Here is a 24,215-nt window from a genome sequence, read left to right as displayed (position 1 = left end):
TCTTCTCTGTGGGTTGTGGGGCCGCCGGCACCCGGGGGTGGTTTTGGTGGGCCAAGACAAACCAGGTGGGTTCTTCGGTCCCCCCCACACACCCACCGCCACATTGGGGCGCTTGGGGCCTGCCTACTTGAGGAATCCGACCAGCAGGTCGCGCAGGGACTCCGGGTACTGGAGCACCCCGTGGTCCTGGCCCGCCAGGGTCTCGTGGCGGGCTCCCGGCACCAGTGACGCCGCCACGCGGGCTCCTGACTGCAACTCCTCCGGGCTGGCGCCGCCGCCGATGACCAGCGCCGGCACCGGGATGCGGGCCAGGTGGTCCGCACGCGGCCGGGCACCCGGGCCGCAGATCGCCAGGTCGTACGGCAGCGTGTGCGCCAGCGCCGTGAACCAGCCCCACACCGGGGCCGCCTTCATGCCCTCGACCATCTCCGCGGGAGTGCCCGCGACCATCAGGAACGTCGCCACCGCGCCGTCGCGATCACCCGCCGCGAGCTGCGCGCGCACCTTCTCCACGACGTCGGCCCGCGGGTGCTCCGGAGTCGCGTACGGCGGTTCGTACGCCACCAGCTTCTCGATCGGCAGGCCCGCGGCGGCCGCCTCCAGGGCCAGCACCGCCCCCGACGAGTGCCCGAACACCGACGCCGTCCCGCCGGCCTCGGCGATCAGCGCCGCGATGTCCTCGATCTCCCGCTCGATCGCATGACTACCGGCGTCGCCGCTGGAGCCGCGTCCCCGCCGGTCGTACGCGATCGTCGTGAAGTCCCCGGCCAGCACCTCGGCCAGGCCCGCGACGGTCGTCCGGTCGTTGAACGCGCCGCCGACCAGGATGACCGGCGCGCCCGCGCCGCGCCGCTCGTAGGCGATGGACGTGCCGTCCGCCGATGTGACGTTCATTTCTCCTCCAAAGGGTTCACCCCTGGTCGGAGCCGTCCCGCGGATCCGGACACCGGACCTAGGGGAGTTTCCAGTCGACCGGCGCCGCGCCCTGCTGCTCCAGCAGCTGGTTGGCCCGGCTGAACGGCCGCGACCCGAAGAAGCCGTTGTGTGCCGAAAGCGGGCTCGGGTGCGCCGACTCGATGCACGGCACCTCGCCCAGCATCGGGCGCAGGTTCCGCGCGTTGCGGCCCCAGAGGATCGCCACCATCGGCTCCGGCCGCGCCGCGAGGGCCTTGATCGCCTGCTCGGTGACCGCTTCCCAGCCCTTGCCCTGGTGCGAGTTCGACTTGCCGGGCTGCACGGTCAGCGACCTGTTGAGCAGCAGGACGCCCTGGTCGGCCCACGGCGTCAGGTCGCCGTTGGACGGCAGCGGGTGGCCGAGGTCGTCGGCGTACTCCTTGTAGATGTTGACCAGGCTCTTCGGGATCGGCCGGACGTCCGGCGCCACCGAGAAGCTCAGCCCCACCGCGTGCCCGGGCGTCGGGTACGGGTCCTGGCCGACGATCAGCACGCGCACGTCGTGGAACGGCTGCTTGAACGCCCGCAGCACGTGTTCACCCGCCGGCAGGTACGTCCGGCCCGCGGCGATCTCCGCGCGGAGGAACTCCCCCATCGCGGCGACCTGCGGCGCCACCGGTTCCAGGGCCTCGGCCCAGCCTGCCTCGACGATGTCCTGCAGCGGTCGTGCGGTCACGGCGCGCCAGCCTACCGGGCGTGGCCGGCGTCACCCGAGCGGGTCGAGCCGCCTCAGCTCGGTCCGGAACCGCTGCCCGCGTTCGACGTAGGAATCCACCACCAGCGCGATGTTCTCCGCGCTGAACGACTTGTTCTCTCGCGTCTTCGCGGGCACGCCGAGCGCGATCTCGCCGGTCTTCACGTGCGAGCCGTACGACAGCACCGCGCCCGCGCCGACCATGCCGCCGTCTTCGACGACCGAGCCGTTCAGCACCACCGAGCCGGACGCGATCAGGCAGCCGGTGCCGATCGTCGCCCCCTCGACGTGCACCGCGTGCCCGATCGCCGACGACGGCCCGAGGATCGTCGGGTGCCGCTCGGTGCAGTGCAGGACGCAGCCGTCCTGGACGTTCGACCGCTCGCCGATCTCGATGTACCCGTGGTCGCCGCGCAGCACGGTCTGCGGCCACACCGACGCGAAGGCGCCGATCCGGACGTCACCGATCACGGTCGCGTCCGGGTGGACGTAGGCGTCGGGGTGGATCGTCGGTTCGAGGGAACCGAGCGCGTAGATCGGCATGCCGCCTCCGTGGGTGACCGCGGTTTCACTTGCCGTGCGATTGGATCACGGCATCGCCGCGAACCGGAACGCCAGTACCGGGAGCACGGGCCTCGTGCTCCTGCTCATCGTGCTGACCTGGCTGCTCAGCCTGCCCGGCGCGTCCCCGGCACTGGCGAACGGTCTCGCCGCGACCCCGCCGATGGGCTGGAACAGCTGGAACCAGGTCCGCTGCCACGACCTCACCGAGGACGTCGTCAAGCAGGCGGCCGACGCGCTGGCCGAAACCGGCCTGCGGGACGCCGGCTACCGCTACGTCGTCGTCGACGACTGCTGGCAAGCCCCGAAGCGTGCCGCCGACGGCTCCCTGGAGGCCGATCCGACGCGCTTCCCGCACGGCATCGCCGACCTCGCCGACTACGTCCATTCCCGCGGCCTGCTGTTCGGCATCTACGCCGTGCCCGGCAGCCGGACCTGCGCGATGGCCAACGACGCCTACGCGGCGGCCGGCATCGGCTCGCTCGGCCACGAGCGGCAGGACGCCGAGACGTTCGGCCGCTGGGGCGTCGACTACCTCAAGTACGACTGGTGCAACGCCGACACCGTCGACGGCCTCGACCGGAAGGCGGCGTTCGAAAAGATGCGCGACGAACTCGCCGCGCTGCCCCGCCCGATCGTCTACGCGATCTCCGAATACGGCGTCTCCAGCCCGTGGACCTGGGCGCGGCCGGTGGCGAACCTCTGGCGGACGACCAACGACCTGGGCCCGACCTGGGACTCGGTGCTCACGACGATCGACCAGCAGGCCGCCGTCGCGCCCCACAGCGGCGGCCCGGGCGGCTGGAACGACCCGGACATGCTGCAGGTCGGCAACGGCACGCTGACCGCGGACGAGGCCCGCGCGCACTTCAGCGTCTGGGCCGTGCTGAACGCGCCGCTGTTCGCCGGCACCGACCCGGCGAAGCTGGGTGACGACGACCTCGCGACCCTCGCCAACCCCGAAGCGATCGCCGTCGACCAGGACTTCGCGGGCGGGCAGGGCCGGCAGCTCGCCGCGGGTCCCGGCTACCAGGTGTGGGGCAAACCGCTGACCGGCGGCGGGTTCGCGGTGGTGCTGCTCAACACCGGCACCACCACCGCGACCGTCTCCGCGGCGATCCCGGGCGCGTGGAACGTCCGGGACCTCTGGGCGCACCAGGACGTCGGGAGCGACGTCTCCGCGTCGCTGCGGCCACACGCCGCGGCGCTGCTGAAGCTCACACCGAGGTGAGCTCCTTGCCGAAGCACCGGCTTTCGGGCTCGTTCTTGTACACGCCGAAGTTCGGGATCTCGGCGTACCCCGACGACGTGTAGAGCGCGATCGCCTCCGGCTGCAGGGTGCCGGTCTCCAGGACCGCACGCTTGCGGCCGCACAACGCCGCCGTGCGCTCCAGCTCGGACAGGATCATCCGCGCGAACCCGCGGCCGCGCGCCGAATCGGCGACGTACATCCGCTTGAACTCGGCGTCGCCCTCGTGGAAGTCGGGCGCGGGTCCATCGTGGGCGCGCCACGCCCCGCAGGCGACGGCCTCGTCGCCCTGGTAGCCGACGAGGAAGACGCCCTGCGGCGGGTCGAAGTCCGCCGGGCTCATCGGGGTGGCGTCTTCACTGCCGTAGCGCTCGACGTACACCTGCTGCACCGCGGCCATGAGCTTGGCCGCGTCGGGATGGTCGAAGGGGACCGGAACGATTCTCACGTCCACCGACTTTAGTTCAGCGCCAGTGCGTCCAACCGCTTTCTCGCGTAAAAGGCTTGCCGTCCACGGTGATCCCCGAGTCCGCCATCGTCACCACGCCGATGGTGCGCCAGCCCTCAGGAAGCTCGGCGAACGGCGGGAAGGTCGCCACCAGCGCGTGGTCCTCACCGCCGGTGAGCACCCAGTCCAGGGGGTCGGCGCCCAGGGCGGCGCCGACTTCGGTGAGCCGCGCCGGGATGTCGAGGTCGGCGGTCCGGACGTCGAGGCCGACGCCGGAGGCCTCGCCGATGTGGGCGAGGTCGGCCAGCAGGCCGTCGGAGACGTCGATCATCGCGGTGGCCCCGGCGAGGGCGGCGCGCGGACCGGCGTCGTAGGGCGGCTCCGGGCAGCGCTGGGCGTTGACGACACCGACCGGGGAGCGGAACCCGCGCCCGAGCACGGCGAGGCCGGCGGCGGCCCAGCCGAGCTTCCCGCACACCGCGACGAGGTCGCCGGGCCGGGCGCCCGAGCGCGTCACGGGTTCGCGGTCGCCGAGGTCGCCGAGCGCGGTGACGCTGATCACGAGCTGGTCGGCGCGGACCATGTCGCCGCCGGAGACGCCGATGCCGGCGCGCTCGGCCTCGGCCCACATGCCGTCGGCGAGCGCGGTGACGAGCTCGCGCGGGGTGTCGGGCGGGCAGGCGAGGCCGACCAGGACGGTGGTCGGGGTGGCGCCCATGGCGGCGATGTCGGCCAGGTTGACCGCGACGGCCTTGCGCCCGACGTACTCGGGCGGCGACCAGTCGAGCCGGAAGTGGACACCCTGGACGAGCACGTCGGTGCTGGCCACCACGCGGCCGTCGGGCGCGGCGACGACGGCGGCGTCGTCGCCCGGACCGAGGAGCGTGCCCGGGGGCTGGCGCCGTCCTTCGGTGACGGCGCGGATGAGCGCGAACTCGCCGGTCTCGGCGACCGTCGCGTCGTTCGGTGACACCGGTCACCTCTGCTTTCTCTACCGGGACAAAGATCGATCACCGATAGTCGGATGCCCTATGTTTTTCGGTGAGCTGGCTATACGTTCCTACCTGAGCTGACCGATCCCGACGAAAGGGCGCGCCGTGGTCCACGCATACATCCTCATCCAGACCGAGGTCGGCAAGGCGGCCGCGGTGGCGGCCGAGATCTCCAGCATCCCGGGTGTCACCAGTTCGGAGGATGTCACGGGACCGTACGACGTGATCGTCCGCGCGGCCGCCGACAGCGTCGACCAGCTGGGCCAGCTCGTGGTCGCGAAGGTGCAGAACGTGGAAGGCATCACCCGGACGCTGACCTGCCCGGTCGTGCATCTCTGAGCAGTGGTGTAGTGAGGGGGTGCCTGACTCCGATACCGGTGCCCCACCCAGGGTGGTTCTCGTCACGGCCACCGCGCTCGCCGTGGCCCTCGCGGTCGCCGTCGCCGTTTTCGCGCTGACGCTGCGCTCCTCGGACTCCGACGCCTCCGGACCGCTGCCGCTGGTCCCCGTGCCCGCGCCCTTCGCGGGGTCGCCTGGCTGCACGACGTTGCTGGGCGCGGTGCCGACCGAGCTGACGTCGAACGGCACCCAGCTGAAGGTGCGCACCCTGGCCGACCCGGCGCCGCCGGCCACCGTGGCCTGGGGCTCGGACGACCCGCTGGTGTTGCGCTGTGGCCTGGACCGGCCCCCGGAGCTGACGCCGACCGCGGCGCTGCGGCTGGTCAACAAGGTGCAGTGGCTGCAGGTGCCGGGCGACGGCGCGTCGACGTGGTACGTGGTCGACCGCGAGGTCTACGCGGCTTTGACGGTGCCGGACAGCGCCGGGACAGGGCCGCTGCAGCAGATCTCGGACACGGTCGCGGCGAAGCTCGCGCCTCGGCCGCTGCGGTTCTCCTGACCTGTTCTCAGCGCAGGCCCGTGCCCCGCGCGACGGCCGTCTCGATGAGGGTGGTCAGCAGGGTCGCGTAGTCCACGCCGGTGACCTCCCACATCTTCGGGTAGGCGGACTTCGTCGTGAAGCCGGGCATGGTGTTGACCTCGTTGATGGTCAGCTCGCCGTCGGCGCCCACGAAGAAGTCGACGCGCGCGAGGCCCTGGCAGTCGAGCGCCTGGAACGCCTTCACGGCCATGGCGCGGAGCTTCTCGGTGAGCGCGTCGTCGAGCTTGGCCGGGATGTCCAGCTCCGCGTCGTCGCCGAGGTACTTGGTTTCGAAGTCGTACCAAGCGTTTTCGTCTTCGGAGAGGACGCGGATCTCGGCGGGCAGCGAGGCTTCGACGCGGCCGTCCGGGAACTCGAGCACCCCGCACTCGACCTCGCGGCCGACGACGGCGGCTTCGACGAGGACCTTGGGATCGGTGGCGCGCGCGAGTTCGATGGCGGCGTCGAGGTCGTCCCAGTTCGTGACGCGGCTGATGCCGACGGACGACCCGGCGCGCGACGGCTTGACGAAGACGGGCAGGCCGAGCTTGGCCTTGTCCTGCTCGTCCAAAGTGGACTGATCGCGCCGGAGGGCGGCGAAGGTGCCGACCGGAAGCCCTTCGGCGGCCAGGAGTTTCTTCGCGGTTTCCTTGTCCATGGCGGCGGCGCTGGCGAGGACGCCGGGCCCGACGTACGGGATGCCGGCCAGTTCGAGGAGGCCCTGGATGGTGCCGTCCTCGCCGAAGGCGCCGTGCAGCACCGGGAAGACGACGTCCACCTGGGAAAGCAGCTCGCTTTCCCGCCCGGCTTCGACGGCGACGAGGCCCTGGCTGGAGGGATCTCCGGCGAGGACGAGCGACTTGCCGTCGTCGACGGACGGCAGTTCCCGTCCCCGGATGGCGAGCTGCGCGGAGTCCCCGGTACCGAGCACCCACCGGCCCGCGCGGGTGATCCCGACCGGCACGGCTTCGAAGCGTTCCGGATCGAGGTTCCCCAGGACGCTGCCGGCGGACAGGCAGGAGATGGTGTGCTCACTGCTGCGCCCGCCGAACACGACCGCCACCCGGATCTTCTCGCTCATGGTGAGCCACCGTACCCGGTGACCTCGGCGAACAGCCGAGGCCGGTGCGCCGGAAGGACGCCCCCGGGCGACGAGCGCAACCTGCGCGGGCCTTGCCGCGTCTGGTACATCGAGGGACCGGTGGGCCTGGGCTCGGCCTTGTCCCCGAGTCATCGGCCGCCCCGGGCGAAGCCCGCCCTCCCCTCGGGGGCCACCGCCTGCACCAGCGTATCGGCGACAACCAAGACAAAGCCGGGAAAGCCGCCTGGGGTGGGCACGTTGTCCACATCACGGCCAGGCTGTGGACAACCAGACCAGGTCCTCGACGCCGCGCCTCGCTTCGCACCTTGCTCCGCGCGCTTCGCACCTTGCTCCGCGGCCTTCGCGCCGCGGCCTTCGCGCCGCGCGCCTCGCGCGCCGCGCCCCACCGCTTCGCTCCTGACGGCACCCGAGCGCCCCAATGTGGCCTTGGTTGCGTCTCACGCACCGAAGGCCGCCCTGGGTGCGTCTCGCGCACCGAAGGCCGCATTGGGGCGCTCGAAACCCGACCTCAAGGCCGCGCCGGCGCTGGACCCGGGGCCAGCCGGGCGGATTGCCCGGAGCTGGAGCAGCGCCGGACCACGGCGGAGCCCGCCCTCCCCTCGGGGGCCACCGCCTGCACCAGCGTATCGGCGACCACCAACACAAAGCCGCGAAAGCCGCCTGGGATGGGCACGTTGTCCACATCACGGCCTGCCTGTGGACACCAGCCCGAACCTCACCGCAGCAACGAAACCAACGTCGGCAAAGCAGCCACCAACGCCTCCCGCGCACAACCCGCATACCCGATCGCCACCCCGTGCGACGACGGCTCCCCGGCGAAATGCCGAGCCAACCCGTCCAACCGGATCCCCCTCCGCTCGGCGGAAGCGATCACCGACACCTCCACCGCAGCCGACGGGAACGGCACCACCAGATGCGCCCCCGCGTCGTCGCCGCGGACCGGCACCCCCGCCGCGGCCAACGCTCCCGCCAGCAACGTCCGCCGCTCGGCCATCTCCCGGCGAAGTTTCCGCAGGTGACGTCCCAAATCCCCGTTCCGCGCGAATTCGTACAGCACCCGCTGCCCCGCCGGTGACGGCCGCGTCCCGGTCGAGTCCCGATACGCCAGCACCGCCGACGTGATCGCCTCCGGGGCCACCATCCACCCCGCCCCCAGTGTCGGCGTGAGGATCTTCGACGTCGTCCCCAGGTGCGCCACCACGTCCGGTGCCAGCGAAGCCAGCATCGGCAGCGGCGCCACGTCGAAACGCAGCTCGCCGTCGTAGTCGTCCTCGATGACGAGCATCCCGGCCGAACGCGCCCGCTCGACCAGCGAAACCCGCCGCGCCGCGCTCAGCCGGCTGCCCATCGGGTACTGGTGCGCCGGCGAGCAGTACACCGCCCGCGCACCCGCCGGGATCGCGTCCGGCCGCAGCCCCTCGTCGTCCACCGGTACCCCCACCACCCGCATGCCCGCGCGGAGGAACGCCTGCACCGCGCGCTGGTAGCCGGGCTCCTCGACGGCGACGACGTCCCCGCGTTCGAGCACCGCCGCGGCCAGCTCGACGACCGCCGCCGTCGTCCCGCCGGTCGCCAGCACCGAACCGGCCGCCAGTCCGCGGTGACGCAGCAGGTGCTCCGACACCGCCGCGCGGTACTCCGGCAGCCCGGCGCGGTGCGCGCGGACCAGCGGGTCCGGGTCGGCCGCCGCCCGCCAGGCCCGGCGCCAGGCCGCACGGTCCAACCCGTCCGCCCACGGCGTGCCGGGGCCCAGGTCGAGCAGCGACGGCGCTTCGGCCTCGGGCGCCGGGACCGAAGGCACCGGGACCTGCGACGCCGAGTACGAAGGCGGCGTCGTCACGTACGTGCCGGAGCCGTGCCGCCCGGAGATCCACCCTTCGGCGTGCAGTTGCTCGTACGCCGCGGACGTCACCGTGCGGCTGACGCCGAGGCGCCCGGCCAGGGCCCGCGTCGACGGGAGCCGGTCGCCGCCCCGGAGGTGGCCTGAAGCGGCGGCTTCGCGCAGCGCGTCCGCGAGCTGGACGGCCAGCGGCGTGACGGCCGCCCGGTCGAGGCTCACCGGGAGCGCGGTGTCGGCGTGGGTCACGGGACCTCCTCAAGTGGACTTCCCAAGTGTACGAGAAGTGGACGTTTTCAGATGCCACTATGTTGGGAGACGCTGATCGCATGCTGTCCACCACGCCCCGCACCACGCTCGGCCGCAAGAAGCACCGGGCCGTGACCGACCGCTCGATCCTCCACCAAGTCCTGGACGAGGGCCTGATCTGCCACCTCGGCATCGTCCGCGACGGCGTCCCCCTGGTCCTGCCGACCGGCTATGGCCGCGACGGCGACACGCTGTACCTGCACGGCTCGACCGGCGCGTCCAGCCTGCGCGCGGCGTCGCGGGACCTCGACGTCTGCGTCACGGTCACGCTCCTCGACGGCATCGTCTACTCGCGGTCGGTGAACAACCACTCGATGAACTACCGCAGCGCGGTCATCTTCGGGAAGGCGACGCCGGTCGTCGACCCCGAAGCGAAGATGCACGGCCTGAAGGTGCTGACCGACCACCTCGCCCCGGGCTCGTGGGAGCACGCGCGCGAGGTCAACGCGAAGGAGTTCGCCGCGGTCAGCGTGCTGGCGCTCGACCTCGCCGAGGCGTCGGTGAAGATGCGCGCCGAGGGCCCGGACGACGAGCCGGAGGACCTCGAAGCCGACGCCGCGTGGGCCGGGGTGCTCCCGGTCCGGACGGTCTTCGGCGCACCCGAACCGTCGGAAGACCTCTCCCCCGGCTGGACGACGCCCGAGCACGTCAGCGGTCGTGAGTGAGAAACAGGGTCAGCACACTGTTTCTCACTCACGACCGGCGAGCGGCAGCCGGACCGTGAACGTCGTCCGACCCGGCTCCGAGGACACCGTGACCGTGCCCCCGTGCGCCGTCACCAGGGACTGGACCACCGACAGCCCGAGCCCGGTGCCGCCGTTGCCGCGGGTGCGGGAGTCGTCGACGCGGAAGAACCGGTCGAAGATCCGCTCCTGGTCCCCCGGAGCGATCCCGGGCCCGGCGTCACTCACCCGCACCACCGCCTGAGGACCGTCGACCGCCACCGAGACGTGCACCGCGGTCCCGGGCGGCGTGTGCACGGCGGCGTTGGCCAGCAGGTTGTCGAACACCTGCCGCAGCCGCACCGGGTCCGCGCGGACGAAAGCCGCATCGAGGGAAGACGTCAGCGGATGGTCGGGACGCCCGGCGGCGAACGCGTCCGCCGCGTCGCCGGCCAATTCGGCCAGGTCGACGCGCTCGGGCCGCAACGGCGTCTCGGCGGCCCGCGCGTCGAGCCGCGCCAGCAGGAGGAGATCGTCGACGAGCACGCTCATCCGCGCCGTCTCGGAGCGGATCTTGGCCAGGTGCGCTTCCCGCTCCGCCGGCTCGTTCGCCGCCGCGTAGCGGAAAAGGTCGGCGTAGCCCCGGATCGACGTCAACGGCGTCCGAAGCTCGTGCGAAGCGTCCGCGACGAACCGGCGCAGCCGCTCGTTCGCCTCGGTCTTCGCCGCCAGGGACGTGTCGATGTGCGCGAGCATCACGTTGAACGCCGTGCGCAGCTCGTCGACTTCGGCGCCGCCGCCGGTCCCCGCCGCGCGGACCGGCAGGGCGGGGTTCGCGGTGAGGTCGTGCGACGCGATGTCGTGCGCGGTGCCGGCCATGTCCGCCAGCGGACGCAGGCCCCGGCTCAGCACCAGCCGCCCGACGACCAGCAACACGGCCAGCGCGAACGCGAACGCGCCGACCTCCACCCAGATCAGCTGCTGGACCGTGCCGTCGAGGTCCTTCTGCGGCGCGGCGGACAGCAGCACCGAACCGTTGTCGACCGGGCAGGCGCGTACCCGGTACGGCCCGTCGTCGTGCAGGTAGATGTTCCGCGTGACGTCGCCGTCGACCGCGTCGGCGGCGATCTTCGCCAGCTGCTTGGCGTCGCCGGGCAGCTGGCCGCCGGGCTGGGGCGTCGCGACGCCGTCGCGCACCTTGTACAGCGCCGAGTACCACGAGTACACCGACTGCGGCGAGCCGTGCGTCTCGCGCAGCTGCGGCAGCTGCGTGTTCTGGCTCTTGGACAGCTGCTCGTCGAGCCGCCGGTCGAGGTAGCCGTGCATGATCCCGACCGTCGTGACGCCGACGGCCGCGAACACGACCAGCGCGAGCGCCCCGAGGCCGAGCGTGATCCGGGTGCCCAGCCGCGTGCGCTGCCAGGCCCCGTACCACTTGCGGAAGAAGCGCTTCACCGGTTGACCTGGCGCACGACGTACCCGACGCCGCGGACGGTGTGGATCAGCGGCTCGCCGCCGCCCGCGTCGACCTTGCGCCGCAGGTGCGAGATAACGAGCTCGACCACATTGGACCGGCCGCCGAAGTCGTACTCCCAGACGTGGTCGAGGATCTGCGCCTTCGTCAGCACCGCGGGCGAGCGGCGCATGAGGTAGCGCAGCAGCTCGTACTCGGTCGGCGTCAGCTCGGCGGGCGGCCCGTCGCCGCGGCGGACCTCGCGGGTGTCCTCGTCCAGTGTCAGGTCGCCGACGCGCAGCACGGCCCCGCGTGCCGCCGCCTGGTGCGCGACACCGGTGCTGCGCCGCAGCACCGCCCGCAACCGTGCCATCAGCTCCTCGACGGAAAACGGTTTCACGAGGTAGTCGTCACCCCCGCGGGTGAGCCCGGCGATCCGGTCGGCCGTCGCGTCCTTGGCCGTGAGGAACACCACGGGCACCGCGCTGCCGTTCTCCCGGAGGCGGTCGAGCACGGTGAAGCCGTCCAGGTCGGGCAGCATCAGGTCGAGCACGACGATGTCCGGCCCGAACTCCGCGGCCTGGGCCAGCGCGGCCTTGCCGGACCCGGCCGTGACCGCCTGCCAGCCCTCGTACCGGGCGACGGTGGCGACGAGGTCGGCGATGTGCGGCTCGTCGTCGACGACGAGCAGGCGCACGGGTTCGGAGGGCTGCACCGCCCCATCTTCTCCCGGCGCCCGCGCGAGCGGCGAGGCGGTGACGCGGGCCGACAGGAATCCGACAGCCCGTACCCAGACTCGCCACAGGCTGAGTGGCGAGGCTGAGCTTCGTGAACCGAACCCGAGGGGGATCCGTGTGACCAGCATGACGCAGACCGCCGAGGCCACGCGCCCGGCGATCCGCCCCCGGATCGCCGCGAAATCCGGCCTCTTCCTCTTCCTGGGCGCCAACGTGGCGGCCGTCACGGTGCTCTTCGCCGAGGCCGGGCTGTCCCAGAACGTGCTCATCGGCATCGGCAGGCTCGCCGGGCTGTACGGCGCGCTGGCGATGGCCTGCCAGCTGCTGCTCGTGGCCCGGCTGCCCTGGCTGGACCGCCGGATCGGCATGGACCGGCTCACGACGTGGCACCGGTGGACCGGCTTCACGATCCTCTGGACCTTGCTGGCGCACCTGGTGTTCATCTCGTTCGGGTACGCGGAGGTCACGAACCAGGGCGTCGTCGACGAACTGGTCGAGATGGCCAACACGCTCGAAGGGATCCTGCGGGCGCTGGTCGCGTTCGCCGTCATCCTCATCGTGGGCGCGGCGTCGGCGAAGTTCGCGCGCAAGCGGCTGGCGTACGAGACGTGGCACTTCATCCACCTCTACACCTACGCCGCGGTCTTCCTGGCGTTCACCCACCAGATCGCGCTCGGCACGTCGTTCGCGAGCGCCCCGGCGGCCAAGGCCTACTGGTGGACGCTCTGGCTGGGCGCCGGCGCCGCCGTGCTCGCCGGGCGCGTCCTGCTCCCGCTGTGGCGGAACCTGCGCCACCAGCTGCGCGTCACCGCGGTGGTTTCCGAGGCCCCGGACGTGGTTTCGGTCTACATGACCGGCAAGCACCTCGACAAGATGCCGGCGCGGGCGGGCCAGTTCTTCCTCTGGCGGTTCCTCACGAAGGACCGCTGGTACCAGGCCAACCCGTTCTCGCTGTCCGCCGCGCCCGACGGCCGCACGCTGCGCCTGACCGCGAAGGCGCTCGGCGACGCCAGCGCGTCGCTGCGCAACCTGCGGATCGGGACGCGCGTCTTCGCCGAAGGCCCGTACGGCGCGTTCACGACGATCCACCAGCAACGGCCGAACGCGCTGCTCGTCGCGGGTGGCGTCGGGATCACGCCGATCCGCGCGCTGCTGGAGGACATCGACGGCCACGTCGTCGTCCTCTACCGGGTGCGCACGCAGGCCGACGCGGTGCTGCTGCCCGAGCTGAACGGGCTCGCCAAGGCGCGGGGCGCGGTGGTGAGCGTCCTCGCCGGGGCTGACCAGGCGGTCGGCCCGCGCGGGGCGATGCTCGGCCCGGCGAACCTGCACATGATGGTGCCGGACGTGCACGAGCGGGACGTGTTCGTCTGCGGCCCGCCGGGGATGACGTCGGCCGTGCTGCGCAGCCTGCGCGAGCTGCGCGTGCCGAAGGCCCAGGTCCACGCCGAACGCTTCAGCCTCGCGGCCTAGGGGGACATTCCAGTGAAGAGGACCATCTTCGTCGTCGCGCTGTCGATCGCGGGGTTCATCGCGGTCTGGCGGTTCGAGCCGGGACCGGTGCACAACACCGCCGTCGCCCAGGCGCCGCCGAGCGTCACGGCACCGTCCACATCGGCCGCGCCGCCGGCCTCGACGGCCCCCACCCAGTCCACTCCGGACAGTGCGAACGCGACGGTCACGACCCAGGGCTCCGCGGAGTCCAGCAACTACGGGACCGTGCAGGTCGAGGTCACGTTCACCGGTGCCCGGATGGTCGCGGTCACGCTGCTGCAGGCCCCGGACGACGGCCGCGCGCTCACCGCGTTGCCGCGCCTGCAGCAAGAAGCCATGAAAGCCCAGAGCGCCGACATCGACACGATCACCGGGGCGACCGAGACGAGCGAGTCGTACAAGACGTCGCTGCAGGCGGCCATCGACGCCCGGGGCACCCGATGACCACGCGCGTCGAGCAGGTGATGGGCCTGCCGATTTCCCTCGACCTGCGGGACGAAGGGGGCTTCGCGGAGATCGTCGACGAGGTCTTCGCCTGGTTCCGCGACGTCGACGCCCGGTTCAGCCCCTTCAAGGAGGACAGCGAAGTCAGCCGCTACGACCGCGGCGAGCTGACGGCGGCCGAGCTGACCGACGACCTCCTGGAGGTCCTGGAGCTCTGCGCGTACTACGAACAGCTTTCCGGCGGCGCGTTCCGCGCGCGGCTGCCCGGCCGCGGGCTCGACCCGTGCGCGGTCGTCAAGGGCTGGGCGGTGCAGCGCGCCGCCGACATGCTCAAGGCCGAGGGCGCGACGACGTTCTGCCTCAACGCGGGCGGCGATGTCGTGACCGCCGGCGAGCCGGCGCCGGGGCGGGCGTGGCGGGTCGGCGTGCGCCACCCCGAGCAGCCCCTGGCCGTGTGCGCGGTGCTGGAGTCGCGCGACGGCGCCATCGCGACGTCGGCGGCCTACGAGCGCGGCTCGCACATCCTCGACGGCCGGTCGGGGACGCCGGCGACCGGCCTGCTGAGCGTCACCGTCGTGGCCGGCGACCTGATCACCGCCGACGCGCTGGCCACCGCGGCCTTCGCGATGGGTGCCGAGGGCATCACCTGGGCGGCCGACCGGCCGGACTGCGAGATCCTCATCGTCGACGACCGCCGCCGCGTGCACCGGACGGCCGGGCTCGCCCTGGCGGCCGGGGAGCCGGAGCGTCCTCACGCGAGCGCCCGGGCGTCCTGAAATCGGTTCGCCCTCCCCCGGCGGCTCGGCCAGAATCGGCGGCACCCGACCTCGAGGAGTGCCATGCCGTCGTCCGTCCTGCACGTGTCCGTCGACTGCGCCGACCCGTACGCGCTTTGCCAGTTCTGGAGCCAGGTCACCGGGAAGCCGGTCCCCGACGAGGACCAGCCCGGCGACGACGAGTGCGGCATCGCGCTCGACGGCGGGATCGATCTGCTGTTCCTGCGCGTTCCCGAGCCGAAGACGGTGAAGAACCGGCTCCACGTGTGCCTGCAGCCGGACGTCCCGCGCGACGACGAGGTGAAGCGCATCCTGGACCTCGGCGCGACGCTGGTGAACGACCTCCGCAAGCCCGACGGCACCGGCTGGGCCGTGCTCGCCGATCCGGAGGGCAACGAGTTCTGCGTGCTGCGGAGCGCGGCCGAACGGGCCGCGACGTCGTGACGGATTCGTTCGCCGTCAACAAGGCCAACTGGGACGAACGCGCGGTGTTGCACGCGGCGTCGCCGGACTACGGCTTCGAGACCTACGTTTCGGATCCGGAGCACCTGAGCGGCGTCCTGCGGTTCGACCGGCCCCGCCTGGGCGACCTCGGCGGGCTGCGCGCGGTGCACCTCCAGTGCCACATCGGGACGGACACGGTTTCGCTGTCCCGGCTGGGTGCCTCCGTGACGGGCTTGGACTTTTCCGGACCGGCGCTGGAACAGGCGCGGCGGTTCGCCTCCGCCGCGAACGCCGAGATCGACTTCCACGAAGCGAACGTCTACGACGCCGTCGAGGTGCTGGGCGCCGGGCGGTTCGACCTGGTCTACACCGGGATCGGCGCGTTGTGCTGGCTGCCGTCGATCGCGCGCTGGGCTGCGGTGGTCGCCGGGCTGCTGCGGCCGGGCGGCCGGCTGTTCATCCGCGAAGGGCACCCGATGCTGTGGGCGCTCGACGAGACCGCGGACCCGGCGTGGCCGCGGTACCCGTACTTCGAGCACGCCGAACCGCTGGTGTTCGACGAGCCGGAGACGTACGTCAGCACGGACCGTCCGTTGCGCAACAGCGTCAGCCATTCATGGAACCACTCGCTGGGCGAGATCATCACGGCGCTGCTGGACAACGGCCTGACGCTGACCGCGTTCACCGAACACGACAGCGTGCCGTGGAACGCGATCCCCGGGCAGATGACGCGCGACGAGGCCACGGACGAGTGGCGGATGACGGACACGCCGTCGCGGATCGCCGCGAGCTACACGCTCCAGGCGGTCAAGGGCGGCTGAATAGGGTGGCGGCATGGCACGTCCCCTGATCGCCGTCGCCACGCTGGGCGGCACCATCTCCATGGCCCCCGTTTCCGGCGAAGGCGGCGCCGTCCCCCGCCTCGGCGCTTCGGAACTGCTCGGTGGTCTCGGCGATCTCCCGATGGACGTGCTGGCCGAGACCCTCGCCGGGATCGGCAGCGCGTCGATGGACTTCGCGACGCTGCTGCGGTGCCGCGAGTGGGGGCTGCGGCAGGACGCCGACGGGTTCGTCGTCGTGCAGGGCACGGACACCCTGGAGGAGACCGCCTACTTCCTCGAGCTGTGCTGGCCGTCGGAGATCCCGGTGGTGATCACCGGGGCGATGCGCAACGCGGGCCTGCTCAGCCCGGACGGCCCGGCGAACCTGCGCACCGCGCTGACCGTGGCGGCCGATCCACGCAGCCGCGGGCGGGGTGTGCTGGTGACGCTGAACGACGACGTCCACGCGGCGCGCTGGGTGCGGAAGGCGCATTCGAGCCACCTGGAGGCGTTTTCGTCGGCGCCGGCGGGCCCGCTCGGCATGGTCGTCGAGCGCGCGGTGCACTGGTTCCACCCGTCGCCGCCGCGGTTGCCCGCCTTGGCCGGAACGGACTTTTCGGGGCTGGTGCCGGTGGTCGAAGCCGGTCTGGACGACTCGGGCGCGGTGCTCTCGTACGCCGCTTCGCAGCCCGGAGTGCGCGGAATCGTGGTGGCGGCGACGGGTGCGGGCCACGTGTCGTCGGGCACGGCCGACGTGGTGGCGCGGCTGGTCTCCGAGTTGCCGGTGGTGGTGGCTTCGCGGACGGGCGCGGGCCCGACGCTGCGGTCGACGTACGGCTTCCACGGTTCGGAGTCCAGCCTGATCGCGATGGGCGCGACGATGGCCGGCTGGCTGGACGCGCGCAAGTCCCGCATCCTGCTGCACACGCTGCTGGCGGCCGGCGCGGACCACGAGACGATCGAGCGCGAGTTCCGGGCCCGCGGCGACCTGGACTGACCAGGGTTCCCTGCGCCCCAATGTGGCGTTCGGTGCGTGACACGCACCCAATGTGGCGTTCGGTGCGTCAGACGCACCCAACGCCACATTGGGGCGTTCGGGGTCAGTCGAGGACCGGGCCGCCCAGCGGGTCCAGGTGGTACGAGCGCATCTCGCGCTCCGCGTCGCGGTAGACGTGGATCGAGACCGCCGGGTCCGGGCCGTCGTTGCGCACCTCGTGCACGTACCCCGGGCCGAACACCCGCGACTGCCCCGCCGAGAGCGCGTGCAGCTCGGTGACCGCGCGGCCACCCGGCGCGCGGCGGGCCACCGCCTCCGTCAGGCGCCCGCTGACCAGCGTGAACGCGCCGCTCGCGAACGCGTGGTCGTGCAGGTCGGTGCGCTGGCCGGGCAGCCAGCTCATCAGCCAGACCTCCTGCTGGTCGTCCTTCTCGACGAGCGCCGCGAACCGCTCGTCGGGGTCGTAGCGCAGCAGGTGCTTCCAGCGGTCACGATCGGCTGCGACCTCCAGCGCGACGCGCACCGGGTGGCGCAGCGCGGGGTTCTCGGGACGCAGCAGGGTGTTGTCCGGAACGGCGAACATGAGGGTCCTCACGGCAGAGAAAGGGGTGTCGAGCTGGGCCGGGGCGAGGTTCACCGACAACAGCGACACGCGCACATGACGGCGCGAAGGCCGTGGCGGCCCCGCAGCTCAGTCATCACGCACGCGAACATGGCGCCCAGCGTTCCGCACCGCCCCGGCCCGGTCAAGCCGCTCCCAGCATCCGGGCGGTAGGTCACACGTTCAGGACCACTCGTGCTTCTGCGAGCGCCCCAGCAGCTCCGCGCCGGCCTGCCGCGGGTCGACGCCTTCGTGGCACACGCGGTGCATCGCGTCGGTGATCGGCATGTCGACACCGACGCTCGCGGCCAGCGCCCGGATCGACGAGCACGACATGACGCCCTCGGCGACCTGCCCGCCGGCCGCGGCCTGCGCCTGCTCGAGGGTTTCGCCGCGGCCGAGGCGCTCGCCGAACGTCCGGTTGCGCGAAAGCGGCGACGAGCACGTCGCGACGAGGTCGCCGACCCCGGCGAGCCCGGCGAACGTCAGCGGGTCGGCGCCCAGTTTCGCGCCGAGCCGGGCCATTTCGGCGAGGCCTCGGGTGATCAGCGTCGCCATCGTGTTGGTGCCGAGGCCGAGGCCCGCGGCCATCCCGGTGCTGAGCGCGATGACGTTCTTGCACGCGCCGCCGAGCTCGCAGCCGACGACGTCGGTGTTCGTGTAGGGGCGGAAGTAGGAGTTGGCGCAGGCGCGCTGGATCGCGACGGCGCGTTCGTGGTCGGCGCAGGCGAGCACCGCCGCGGCCGGCTGCCCGGCGGCGATCTCCTTGGACAGGTTCGGCCCGGTGACGACGACGACGTCGCCCGGGTCGATCCCGACGATCTCGCCGATCACCTCGCTCATCCGCTTGAGCGTGCCGAGCTCGACGCCCTTGGCGAGGCTGACGAGGACCGCGTCCGGCGGCAGCAGGGGCCGCCACTCCGAGAGGTTGGCCCGCAGGCTCTGGCTGGGCACGGCGAACACGACGGCTTGGGCTCCTTCGAGGGCCTTCGCCGGATCGCTGGTGGCGGTGATGTTCTCCGGCAGGCCGACGCCGGGCAGGTAGGCGCTGTTGACGTGCCGCTCGCGGATGTCCTCGGCGACCTGTTCGCGGCGCGCCCACATCGTGACGTCGCGGCCGGCGTCGCCGAGCACCTTCGCGAAGGCGGTGCCCCACGAGCCGGCCCCGAGCACGGTGACCCGCTGGACGTCGGCGCGCATCAGACGGGGTCTCCCGGCTTCGCCGACGGCGGTTCCTCGTGCCGGATCTCGCCGAGCAGGCGGGTCACCTCGTCCATCATGACCTTGGTGACCTCACGCAGCTTCGAGGCGCTGCGTGAGCTGCCTTCGCGGTAGGCCGAGAGGTCGATCGGGTCGCCGACCTTGTGGGTGATGGTCTTGCGGGGGAAGGGCTTGAACTTCTTGGTGTAGCCGTTGAAGAGCTCGCTGGTGCCCCAGCGGGCGATGGGGATCACGGGGACGTCGTTCTGCAGCGCGAGCCGCGCGGCGCCGGTGAAGGACTCCTTCGGCCAGCCGGCCGGGTCCTTGGTGATGGTGCCCTCGGGGTAGATGACGACGATCTTGCCCTCTTGCAGGGCCTGGTGCGCGGCCTTGAGGCTGTCCCCGGCGGCGGCCGAGCCGCGCGAAACCGGGATCTGCCCCGAACCGACGAAGACCTTCCCGAAGACGGGGGTCCGGGTGAGGCTCTCCTTGCCGAGGAACCGCGGCACGCGCTTCGCCCGGTGCACGAACACGGCGTCGACGACGGGATCGAGGTGCGAGACGTGGTTCAGCACGAGCAGGGCGGGACCGTGCCGCGGAACTCTTTCGTCCCCGACGTAGACCCGCCGCGCGATCGCGGTGAGCGGGTAGAACACAGCGGCGGCCAACCCCACCCAGAAGCCGCCCTTCTCACGCCGGGCCACGATCTCCTCCTCCACGCGTCACGTCCGCCCCAGATCCTGCCGCGCCGGGGTGAGAGCAGTCCAGGGAGGGTGCCTTCGCCGAGGTCGAAGCGGTGATCAGCGGGTGTGCCGCGGGTCCGGACGTCATGAACGGGCCCGGGCGACACGGGCCGGCAGCGCCCGGTCACGGCGGATCTTCGGCGGACGCGGGTCGGCGGCCTCGCCGGCGGTTGTCTTGAATGAGTCGTTCAGGGCGTCCGAGGTCCTGAAAGACTCATTCAAGACGTTCGGCCTGGGCACCACACCCGCCGGCCAGCGCGGGAAACTGTCGGCGAGTGGCCGCCACAGCCCGCCCCAGCACAGCCCGCCCAGCACAGCCCGCCCCAGCACAGCCCGCCCCAGCACGCGGCCCACCCTCCCTGGGGGCCACCCCGTCTCGAGCGTATCGGCGCCCACCGACGATTCCCGTCCCGAAAGCCCACCGGACCCGGACTTGTCCACAACACCCTTCACCTGTGGACAACCCGCCCTCCCGCCGACACCCACCCGCCGTTTCGGGTAAAGATGGACGGGTGGACGTGGACCTGGTCGTGCCGATGAAACACCCCCGCGACGGCAAGTCGCGGCTGCGTGGTGCCATCGAGGCCGAGCGTCACCCCGGCCTCGTCCTCGCCCTCGCCGCCGACACCCTCGCCGCCGTCACTTCGGGCGCGCACGTCCGGCGCGTCCTGCTCGTCGCCGCCGATCCCGGGGCCGTCGCCGGACTCGCCGAGCTCGGGGTCGAGATCGTCGCCGAACCCGCCGAGCGATCCCTCAACGCCGCCTTCCGCCACGGCGCGGAACTCCTCCGGAGAGACGACCCGCGAGCGATCGTCGGCGCCCTCCAAGCCGACCTCCCCGCCCTGCGCGCCGGGGACCTGGCCGACGCCCTCGCCGAAGCGGCGGGAAAACGCGCCTTCGTCGCCGACCGCCAGGGCACCGGCACCACCCTCCTGCTGTCGGCCCCCGGCGCACCCCTCGACCCGCACTTCGGCCTGGGCTCGGCCCAAAAACACACCGCGTCCGGCGCGGTGCCGCTGCGAGGCCCGCTCCCGAGCCTGCGCAGCGACGTCGACACCCCGGAAGACCTCGCCCACGTGCGCGCGCTGGGTGTCGGAAAACACACCGCGGAGCTGTTCATCTGACCTTCACCGCGGCCAGAGCAAATCCGCCGGGCTTAGTGAAGAATGGGGGCCGTGAGCACAGACGACGGCAGCACGCCCGCACCGCGGAGGCGACGGAACCCGGCCAGCGGATCTTCGGAAACGGCGAAGAAGTCCACCGCGGCCAAACCGGCGGCGGCCAAGAAGGTCCCGTCGAAGTCCACAGCTCGCGACACCGCCGCCCGTGCCACCGCCGGGAAGGCCAGAGTCCGCAAGAGCACGCCCGCCGCGTCGACACCACGCCGTCGCAGCGCCGCGCAGGGCAACGCGCGCGGCGCCGAGGAGTTCCGCGCCGTCCCGTCGGCGCCACCCGCGGTCACCGCCGCGCCGACTGCCGTCGAGACGCTGCCGGACGACCGGTACTTCAACCGCGAGCTGTCGTGGCAGGACTTCAACGCCCGGGTGCTCGCGCTGGCCGAGGACGAGTCGCAGCCGCTGCTCGAGCGCACGAAGTTCCTCGCCATCTTCGCGTCCAATCTGGACGAGTTCTACATGGTCCGCGTCGCCGGCCTGAAGCGCCGCGACGAGACCGGCCTGCTGGTGCGCAGCGCGGACGGCCTCACCCCGCGCGAACAGCTCGACTACATCGCCAAGCGCAACCAGGACCTGGTCGAGCGGCAGACCGGCGCGTTCGAGAAGCACCTGCGCCCGCAATTGGCCGAGCACGACATCCTGATCGTCGGCTGGGCCGACCTTTCCGGCGCCGACCAGCTCCGGCTGTCCAGCTACTTCTCCGAGCAGATCTTCCCGGTGCTGACGCCGCTGGCCGTCGACCCGGCGCACCCGTTCCCGTACATTTCGGGCCTTTCGCTCAACCTCGCGGTCACGGTCCGCGATCCGGAGGGTGGCACCGAGCGCTTCGCCCGGGTGAAGGTGCCGAGCAACGTGCCGCGCCTGATGCGCGTCGAGACCGAGCGCACCAGCCGGACGGCGACGTTCCTGCCCCTCGAAGAGCTCATCGCCGCGCACCTCGGCGAGCTGTTCACCGGCATGGACGTCACCGAGCACCACGTCTTCCGCGTCACCCGCAACGCCGACTTCGAGGTCGACGAAGACCGTGACGAAGACCTCCTGCAGGCCCTCGAGCGCGAGCTGGCGCAGCGCCGGTTCGGCCCGCCGGTGCGCCTCGAGGTCGCGCTGGACATGAGCGAGCACATGCTCGAGCTGCTGCTGCGCGAGCTGGACGTCGATCCGGCCGACGTCGTCGAGGTGCCCGGGCTGCTCGACCTGACCTGCCTGCACCAGCTGTCCGGTGTGGACCGCAAGGAGCTGAAGGACCGGCCGTTCGTGCCGGCGACGCACCCCGCGTTCGGCGAACGCGAGACGCCGAAGAGCGTCTTCGCGACGCTGCGCGAAGGGGACGTGCTGGTGCACCACCCGTACGACTCGTTCTCCACGAGCGTGCAGCGGTTCATCGAGCAGGCGGCGGCCGACTCGAAGGTGCTCGCGATCAAGCAGACGCTGTACCGGACGTCGGGCGACTCCCCGATCGTCGACGCGCTGATCGACGCGGCGGAGGCGGGAAAGCAGGTCGTCGCGCTGGTCGAGATCAAGGCGCGGTTCGACGAGCAGGCGAACATCACCTGGGCGCGGACGCTGGAGCGCGCAGGCGTCCACGTCGTGTACGGCCTGGTCGGGCTGAAGACGCACTGCAAGGTGTCGATGATCGTGCGCCAGGAGGGCTCGACCATCCGCCGCTACTGCCACATCGGCACCGGCAACTACAACCCGAAGACGGCGCGGCTCTACGAGGACATCGGCCTGTTCACCGCCGACCCGAGCATCGGCGCGGACGTCACGGACCTGTTCAACGTGCTGACCGGCTACTCGCGGCAGGACACCTATCGCACGATCCTCACGTCGCCGCACGGCATCCGCCGCGGCATCGTGCGCGCGATCGGCGAGGAGATCGAGCTGGCGCGCGCCGGGCAGAACGCCGGCATCCGGATCAAGTGCAACTCGCTGGTCGACGAGCAGGTCATCGACGCGCTCTACCACGCGTCGCAGGCGGGGGTACCGGTCGAGATCGTGGTGCGCGGGATCTGCACGCTGAAGCCCGGTGTCGAAGGGCTTTCCGAGAACATCCACGTTCGCTCGATCCTGGGCCGGTTCCTGGAGCACTCGCGGGTGTTCCACTTCCGCGCCGGCGGCACGCACTGGATCGGCAGCGCGGACATGATGCACCGGAACCTGGACCGGCGGATCGAGGCTCTGGTGCGCGTCAAGGACCCGAAGCTGACCGGGCAGCTCGACGACATCTTCGACTCGGCGCTCGACCCGGCGACGCGGTGCTGGGTGCTGACCGCGAGCGGCGAGTGGTCGCCGTTCCCGGCGGACGGTTCGCGGGTGCGCGACCACCAGCTGGAGCTGGCGAAGCTGCACGGGGCCGCCGGATGACCCAGGAGGTACGGGCGGCCGGCGCGGTGCTGTGGCGCGGCGCCGGGAAGGCGACCGAAGTCGCCTTGGTGCACCGCCCGCGGTACGACGACTGGTCGTTGCCCAAGGGAAAGCTCGACCCGGGCGAGACGACCGCCGAAGCGGCCGTGCGCGAAGTGCGGGAAGAGACCGGGTTCGACGCGGTCCTGGGCCGGTACCTGGCCCGGACGGCGTACCCGGTGCCGGCGCGCACCGGCACCGGGACGGTCCCGAAGACGGTCGACTACTTCAGCGCGGAAGCGGTGTCCGGCGCGTTCGCCGCGAACGACGAGGTCGACGAGCTGCGCTGGCTCGAACCGACGGCGGCGGAGAAGCTGTTGACGCGCCTGGAGGACGTGCGGGTGCTGCGCGCGTTCTGCGAGGTGCCGGTCGGCCTGACGACGCTGATCCTGGTGCGCCACGCGAAGGCGGGCAAGCGCGACGAGTGGACGGGCGACGACGACCTCCGGCCGTTGTCGGAGGCGGGGTCGCGGCAGGCGTCGGCGTTGCGGCGGGTGCTGGCGCTGTACGGGCCGGACCGGGTGCTGTCGGCACCGCGCCTGCGGTGCGTGCAGACGGTGCACGGCGTCGCCGACGACCTCGGTGCCGAGGTGCGGCACGAGCCGCTGCTCTCGGAAGAGGGGTATTGGCCGGACCCGGTGCTGGGCGTCGCCCGTCTGCTGGCGATCGCGGGCGACGGCGGGACACCGGTGGTGTGCAGCCAGGGCGGCGTGATCCCGGACCTGATCAGCACGGTGGCCGACCGCGACGGCGTGGAGCTCCCGTCGGCGCGAGGTGGCGTGGTGCCGAGCAAGAAGGGCTCCTTCTGGGTGCTGTCGTTCCGAGCCCCGACGGCGGAGGAAGGCCCTATCCTCCTGGCGGCCGACTACCACCCGAGCGCGTTGCCGACCCCCTCCCCGACCCGCTCCTGACCCGGTTGTCCACACGTCGGTCGTGATGTGGACAACCGGGCCCCGCCAGCGGCCTTTCCCGGCTTTTCGACCGACACCCCCGATACGCTGGACAAGGGCACGCCCCCCAGGGAGGGCGGGGGCCGCTCTGGGCGGGTCTGGGCCCTGCAAAGTCGGGTGGCGCGGCTGGGTCGTTGCAGCGGCGGTCACTCGGACGTCTTGAATGACTCATTCCTGTCGTCGGATGAGGTGAATGGGTCATTCACGGCGTCGTGACCACGTCTTCGAACCACGCCTTTCGCGCCATCGA

General features: G+C 72.0%; 25 protein-coding genes. 13 read left to right on the top strand and 12 right to left on the bottom strand.

From position 1 onward, the window contains the following. Positions 1-123: 123 nt before the first annotated feature. Genes ACZ4TR_RS42950 through ACZ4TR_RS42940 form a run of 3 tightly spaced genes read right to left on the bottom strand, consistent with a single transcriptional unit; the run spans position 124 to position 2,191 of the window. Positions 124-894 (bottom strand): alpha/beta fold hydrolase, encoded by a 771-nt coding sequence (locus tag ACZ4TR_RS42950; RefSeq protein WP_465294041.1) that lies wholly within the window; start codon positions 892-894, stop codon positions 124-126. Positions 895-952: 58 nt separating this feature from the next. Beyond that, positions 953-1,630: a uracil-DNA glycosylase gene (locus tag ACZ4TR_RS42945; protein WP_465294039.1), complete on the bottom strand. Its 678-nt coding sequence runs from the start codon at positions 1,628-1,630 to the stop codon at positions 953-955. 30 nt (positions 1,631-1,660) lie between these two features. After that, positions 1,661-2,191 (bottom strand): gamma carbonic anhydrase family protein, encoded by a 531-nt coding sequence (locus ACZ4TR_RS42940; RefSeq protein WP_364529378.1) that lies wholly within the window; start codon positions 2,189-2,191, stop codon positions 1,661-1,663. Between the two features lie 34 nt (positions 2,192-2,225). On the opposite strand from ACZ4TR_RS42940, the gene ACZ4TR_RS42935 reads away from it, so the two are divergent. Next, entirely contained in the window at positions 2,226-3,440 is a 1,215-nt protein-coding gene (locus tag ACZ4TR_RS42935) for a glycoside hydrolase family 27 protein (RefSeq protein WP_465294037.1), read from the top strand. On the opposite strand, the gene ACZ4TR_RS42930 is transcribed toward ACZ4TR_RS42935, so the two are convergent. Further along, positions 3,427-3,906 carry a GNAT family N-acetyltransferase gene (locus ACZ4TR_RS42930; RefSeq protein ID WP_465294035.1) on the bottom strand — a complete coding sequence of 160 codons (480 nt, stop codon included), beginning with the start codon at positions 3,904-3,906 and terminating at the stop codon, positions 3,427-3,429. The genes ACZ4TR_RS42935 and ACZ4TR_RS42930 overlap by 14 nt on opposite strands. Before the next feature lie 16 nt (positions 3,907-3,922). Next, a complete protein-coding gene (locus ACZ4TR_RS42925; RefSeq protein WP_364529387.1) occupies positions 3,923-4,879 on the bottom strand; it encodes a thiamine-phosphate kinase in 957 nt (318 codons plus the stop codon). 124 nt (positions 4,880-5,003) lie between these two features. Between ACZ4TR_RS42925 and ACZ4TR_RS42920 the strand changes: the two genes are divergently transcribed. Next, complete coding sequence (locus tag ACZ4TR_RS42920; protein ID WP_125306405.1) at positions 5,004-5,237, top strand: Lrp/AsnC family transcriptional regulator; 234 nt, start codon at positions 5,004-5,006, stop codon at positions 5,235-5,237. A 19-nt stretch (positions 5,238-5,256) separates the two neighbouring features. Then, positions 5,257-5,796: a DUF3515 domain-containing protein gene (locus ACZ4TR_RS42915; protein WP_465294033.1), complete on the top strand. Its 540-nt coding sequence runs from the start codon at positions 5,257-5,259 to the stop codon at positions 5,794-5,796. Between the two features lie 7 nt (positions 5,797-5,803). Here ACZ4TR_RS42915 and ACZ4TR_RS42910 read toward each other — a convergent pair whose 3' ends face one another. Then, positions 5,804-6,898, bottom strand: coding sequence for a D-alanine--D-alanine ligase family protein (locus ACZ4TR_RS42910; RefSeq protein WP_465294031.1), 1,095 nt, complete (start codon positions 6,896-6,898; stop codon positions 5,804-5,806). A gap of 736 nt (positions 6,899-7,634) precedes the next feature. Continuing rightward, positions 7,635-9,005 carry a MocR-like pyridoxine biosynthesis transcription factor PdxR gene (pdxR, locus tag ACZ4TR_RS42905; protein WP_465294029.1) on the bottom strand — a complete coding sequence of 457 codons (1,371 nt, stop codon included), beginning with the start codon at positions 9,003-9,005 and terminating at the stop codon, positions 7,635-7,637. Between the two features lie 80 nt (positions 9,006-9,085). On the opposite strand from pdxR, the gene ACZ4TR_RS42900 reads away from it, so the two are divergent. Continuing rightward, the gene (locus ACZ4TR_RS42900) at positions 9,086-9,730 is read left to right on the top strand and encodes a pyridoxamine 5'-phosphate oxidase family protein (protein WP_465294027.1); all 645 of its coding nucleotides are present in this window, start codon (positions 9,086-9,088) and stop codon (positions 9,728-9,730) included. A gap of 24 nt (positions 9,731-9,754) precedes the next feature. Here the strand turns inward: ACZ4TR_RS42900 and ACZ4TR_RS42895 are convergent, their stop codons facing one another. Beyond that, entirely contained in the window at positions 9,755-11,182 is a 1,428-nt protein-coding gene (locus ACZ4TR_RS42895; protein WP_465294026.1) for a sensor histidine kinase, read from the bottom strand. Then, entirely contained in the window at positions 11,179-11,895 is a 717-nt protein-coding gene (locus ACZ4TR_RS42890; protein WP_364524959.1) for a response regulator transcription factor, read from the bottom strand. Before ACZ4TR_RS42890 ends, ACZ4TR_RS42895 begins: the two co-directional genes overlap by 4 nt. A gap of 148 nt (positions 11,896-12,043) precedes the next feature. Between ACZ4TR_RS42890 and ACZ4TR_RS42885 the strand changes: the two genes are divergently transcribed. The 6 genes from ACZ4TR_RS42885 to ACZ4TR_RS42860 all read left to right on the top strand — a co-directional run bounded on the left by ACZ4TR_RS42885 (position 12,044) and on the right by ACZ4TR_RS42860 (position 16,893). Then, on the top strand, positions 12,044-13,390 hold the full coding sequence (locus tag ACZ4TR_RS42885; protein ID WP_465294138.1) for a ferredoxin reductase family protein: 1,347 nt from the start codon (positions 12,044-12,046) through the stop codon (positions 13,388-13,390). 12 nt (positions 13,391-13,402) lie between these two features. Next, on the top strand, positions 13,403-13,855 hold the full coding sequence (locus ACZ4TR_RS42880) for an FMN-binding protein (protein ID WP_465294024.1): 453 nt from the start codon (positions 13,403-13,405) through the stop codon (positions 13,853-13,855). Beyond that, complete coding sequence (locus tag ACZ4TR_RS42875) at positions 13,852-14,631, top strand: FAD:protein FMN transferase (protein ID WP_465294022.1); 780 nt, start codon at positions 13,852-13,854, stop codon at positions 14,629-14,631. Before ACZ4TR_RS42880 ends, ACZ4TR_RS42875 begins: the two co-directional genes overlap by 4 nt. A gap of 63 nt (positions 14,632-14,694) precedes the next feature. Next, the gene (locus ACZ4TR_RS42870) at positions 14,695-15,075 is read left to right on the top strand and encodes a VOC family protein (RefSeq protein ID WP_465294020.1); all 381 of its coding nucleotides are present in this window, start codon (positions 14,695-14,697) and stop codon (positions 15,073-15,075) included. Next, positions 15,072-15,896, top strand: a complete 825-nt coding sequence (locus ACZ4TR_RS42865) for a class I SAM-dependent methyltransferase (RefSeq protein WP_465294018.1) — start codon at positions 15,072-15,074, stop codon at positions 15,894-15,896. Before ACZ4TR_RS42870 ends, ACZ4TR_RS42865 begins: the two co-directional genes overlap by 4 nt. A 13-nt stretch (positions 15,897-15,909) precedes the next feature. Then, on the top strand, positions 15,910-16,893 hold the full coding sequence (locus ACZ4TR_RS42860; RefSeq protein WP_465294016.1) for an asparaginase: 984 nt from the start codon (positions 15,910-15,912) through the stop codon (positions 16,891-16,893). 103 nt (positions 16,894-16,996) lie between these two features. Here ACZ4TR_RS42860 and ACZ4TR_RS42855 read toward each other — a convergent pair whose 3' ends face one another. The 3 genes from ACZ4TR_RS42855 to ACZ4TR_RS42845 form a co-directional block, all read right to left on the bottom strand. Continuing rightward, positions 16,997-17,476 carry a cysteine dioxygenase gene (locus ACZ4TR_RS42855; protein WP_465294014.1) on the bottom strand — a complete coding sequence of 160 codons (480 nt, stop codon included), beginning with the start codon at positions 17,474-17,476 and terminating at the stop codon, positions 16,997-16,999. Positions 17,477-17,677: 201 nt separating this feature from the next. Then, a complete protein-coding gene (locus tag ACZ4TR_RS42850; RefSeq protein WP_465294012.1) occupies positions 17,678-18,694 on the bottom strand; it encodes an NAD(P)H-dependent glycerol-3-phosphate dehydrogenase in 1,017 nt (338 codons plus the stop codon). Continuing rightward, the gene (locus ACZ4TR_RS42845; RefSeq protein ID WP_465294010.1) at positions 18,694-19,413 is read right to left on the bottom strand and encodes a lysophospholipid acyltransferase family protein; all 720 of its coding nucleotides are present in this window, start codon (positions 19,411-19,413) and stop codon (positions 18,694-18,696) included. The genes ACZ4TR_RS42850 and ACZ4TR_RS42845 overlap by 1 nt, the downstream gene beginning before the upstream one ends. Positions 19,414-19,949: 536 nt before the next feature. Between ACZ4TR_RS42845 and cofC the strand changes: the two genes are divergently transcribed. From cofC to ACZ4TR_RS42830, 3 genes are read left to right on the top strand one after another with little or no spacing between them, the layout of a single operon-like run. After that, positions 19,950-20,561: a 2-phospho-L-lactate guanylyltransferase gene (cofC, locus tag ACZ4TR_RS42840; RefSeq protein WP_465294008.1), complete on the top strand. Its 612-nt coding sequence runs from the start codon at positions 19,950-19,952 to the stop codon at positions 20,559-20,561. 42 nt (positions 20,562-20,603) lie between these two features. Further along, positions 20,604-22,976, top strand: coding sequence for an RNA degradosome polyphosphate kinase (locus tag ACZ4TR_RS42835; protein ID WP_364524979.1), 2,373 nt, complete (start codon positions 20,604-20,606; stop codon positions 22,974-22,976). Then, a complete protein-coding gene (locus tag ACZ4TR_RS42830) occupies positions 22,973-23,926 on the top strand; it encodes an NUDIX hydrolase (protein ID WP_465294006.1) in 954 nt (317 codons plus the stop codon). The genes ACZ4TR_RS42835 and ACZ4TR_RS42830 overlap by 4 nt, the downstream gene beginning before the upstream one ends. Positions 23,927-24,215 lie beyond the last annotated feature (289 nt).

This window comes from Amycolatopsis sp. NPDC028719 (assembly GCF_055565395.1).
Note: the sequence above shows the minus strand (reverse complement) of the source record. Positions and strands in the feature narration are given on the sequence as shown.

Excerpts from the sequence above, each read along its gene's own strand:
- ACZ4TR_RS42950 (WP_465294041.1), bottom strand. The coding sequence starts at position 894 with ATGAACGTCACATCGGCGGACGGCACGTCCATCGCCTACGAGCGGCGC.
- ACZ4TR_RS42940 (WP_364529378.1), bottom strand. The coding sequence starts at position 2,191 with ATGCCGATCTACGCGCTCGGTTCCCTCGAACCGACGATCCACCCCGAC.
- ACZ4TR_RS42910 (WP_465294031.1), bottom strand. The coding sequence starts at position 6,898 with ATGAGCGAGAAGATCCGGGTGGCGGTCGTGTTCGGCGGGCGCAGCAGT.
- ACZ4TR_RS42900 (WP_465294027.1), top strand. The coding sequence starts at position 9,086 with ATGCTGTCCACCACGCCCCGCACCACGCTCGGCCGCAAGAAGCACCGG.
- ACZ4TR_RS42885 (WP_465294138.1), top strand. The coding sequence starts at position 12,044 with ATGACGCAGACCGCCGAGGCCACGCGCCCGGCGATCCGCCCCCGGATC.
- ACZ4TR_RS42875 (WP_465294022.1), top strand. The coding sequence starts at position 13,852 with ATGACCACGCGCGTCGAGCAGGTGATGGGCCTGCCGATTTCCCTCGAC.
- ACZ4TR_RS42870 (WP_465294020.1), top strand. The coding sequence starts at position 14,695 with ATGCCGTCGTCCGTCCTGCACGTGTCCGTCGACTGCGCCGACCCGTAC.
- ACZ4TR_RS42860 (WP_465294016.1), top strand. The coding sequence starts at position 15,910 with ATGGCACGTCCCCTGATCGCCGTCGCCACGCTGGGCGGCACCATCTCC.
- ACZ4TR_RS42855 (WP_465294014.1), bottom strand. The coding sequence starts at position 17,476 with ATGTTCGCCGTTCCGGACAACACCCTGCTGCGTCCCGAGAACCCCGCG.
- ACZ4TR_RS42850 (WP_465294012.1), bottom strand. The coding sequence starts at position 18,694 with ATGCGCGCCGACGTCCAGCGGGTCACCGTGCTCGGGGCCGGCTCGTGG.
- ACZ4TR_RS42835 (WP_364524979.1), top strand. The coding sequence starts at position 20,604 with ATGGGGGCCGTGAGCACAGACGACGGCAGCACGCCCGCACCGCGGAGG.
- ACZ4TR_RS42830 (WP_465294006.1), top strand. The coding sequence starts at position 22,973 with ATGACCCAGGAGGTACGGGCGGCCGGCGCGGTGCTGTGGCGCGGCGCC.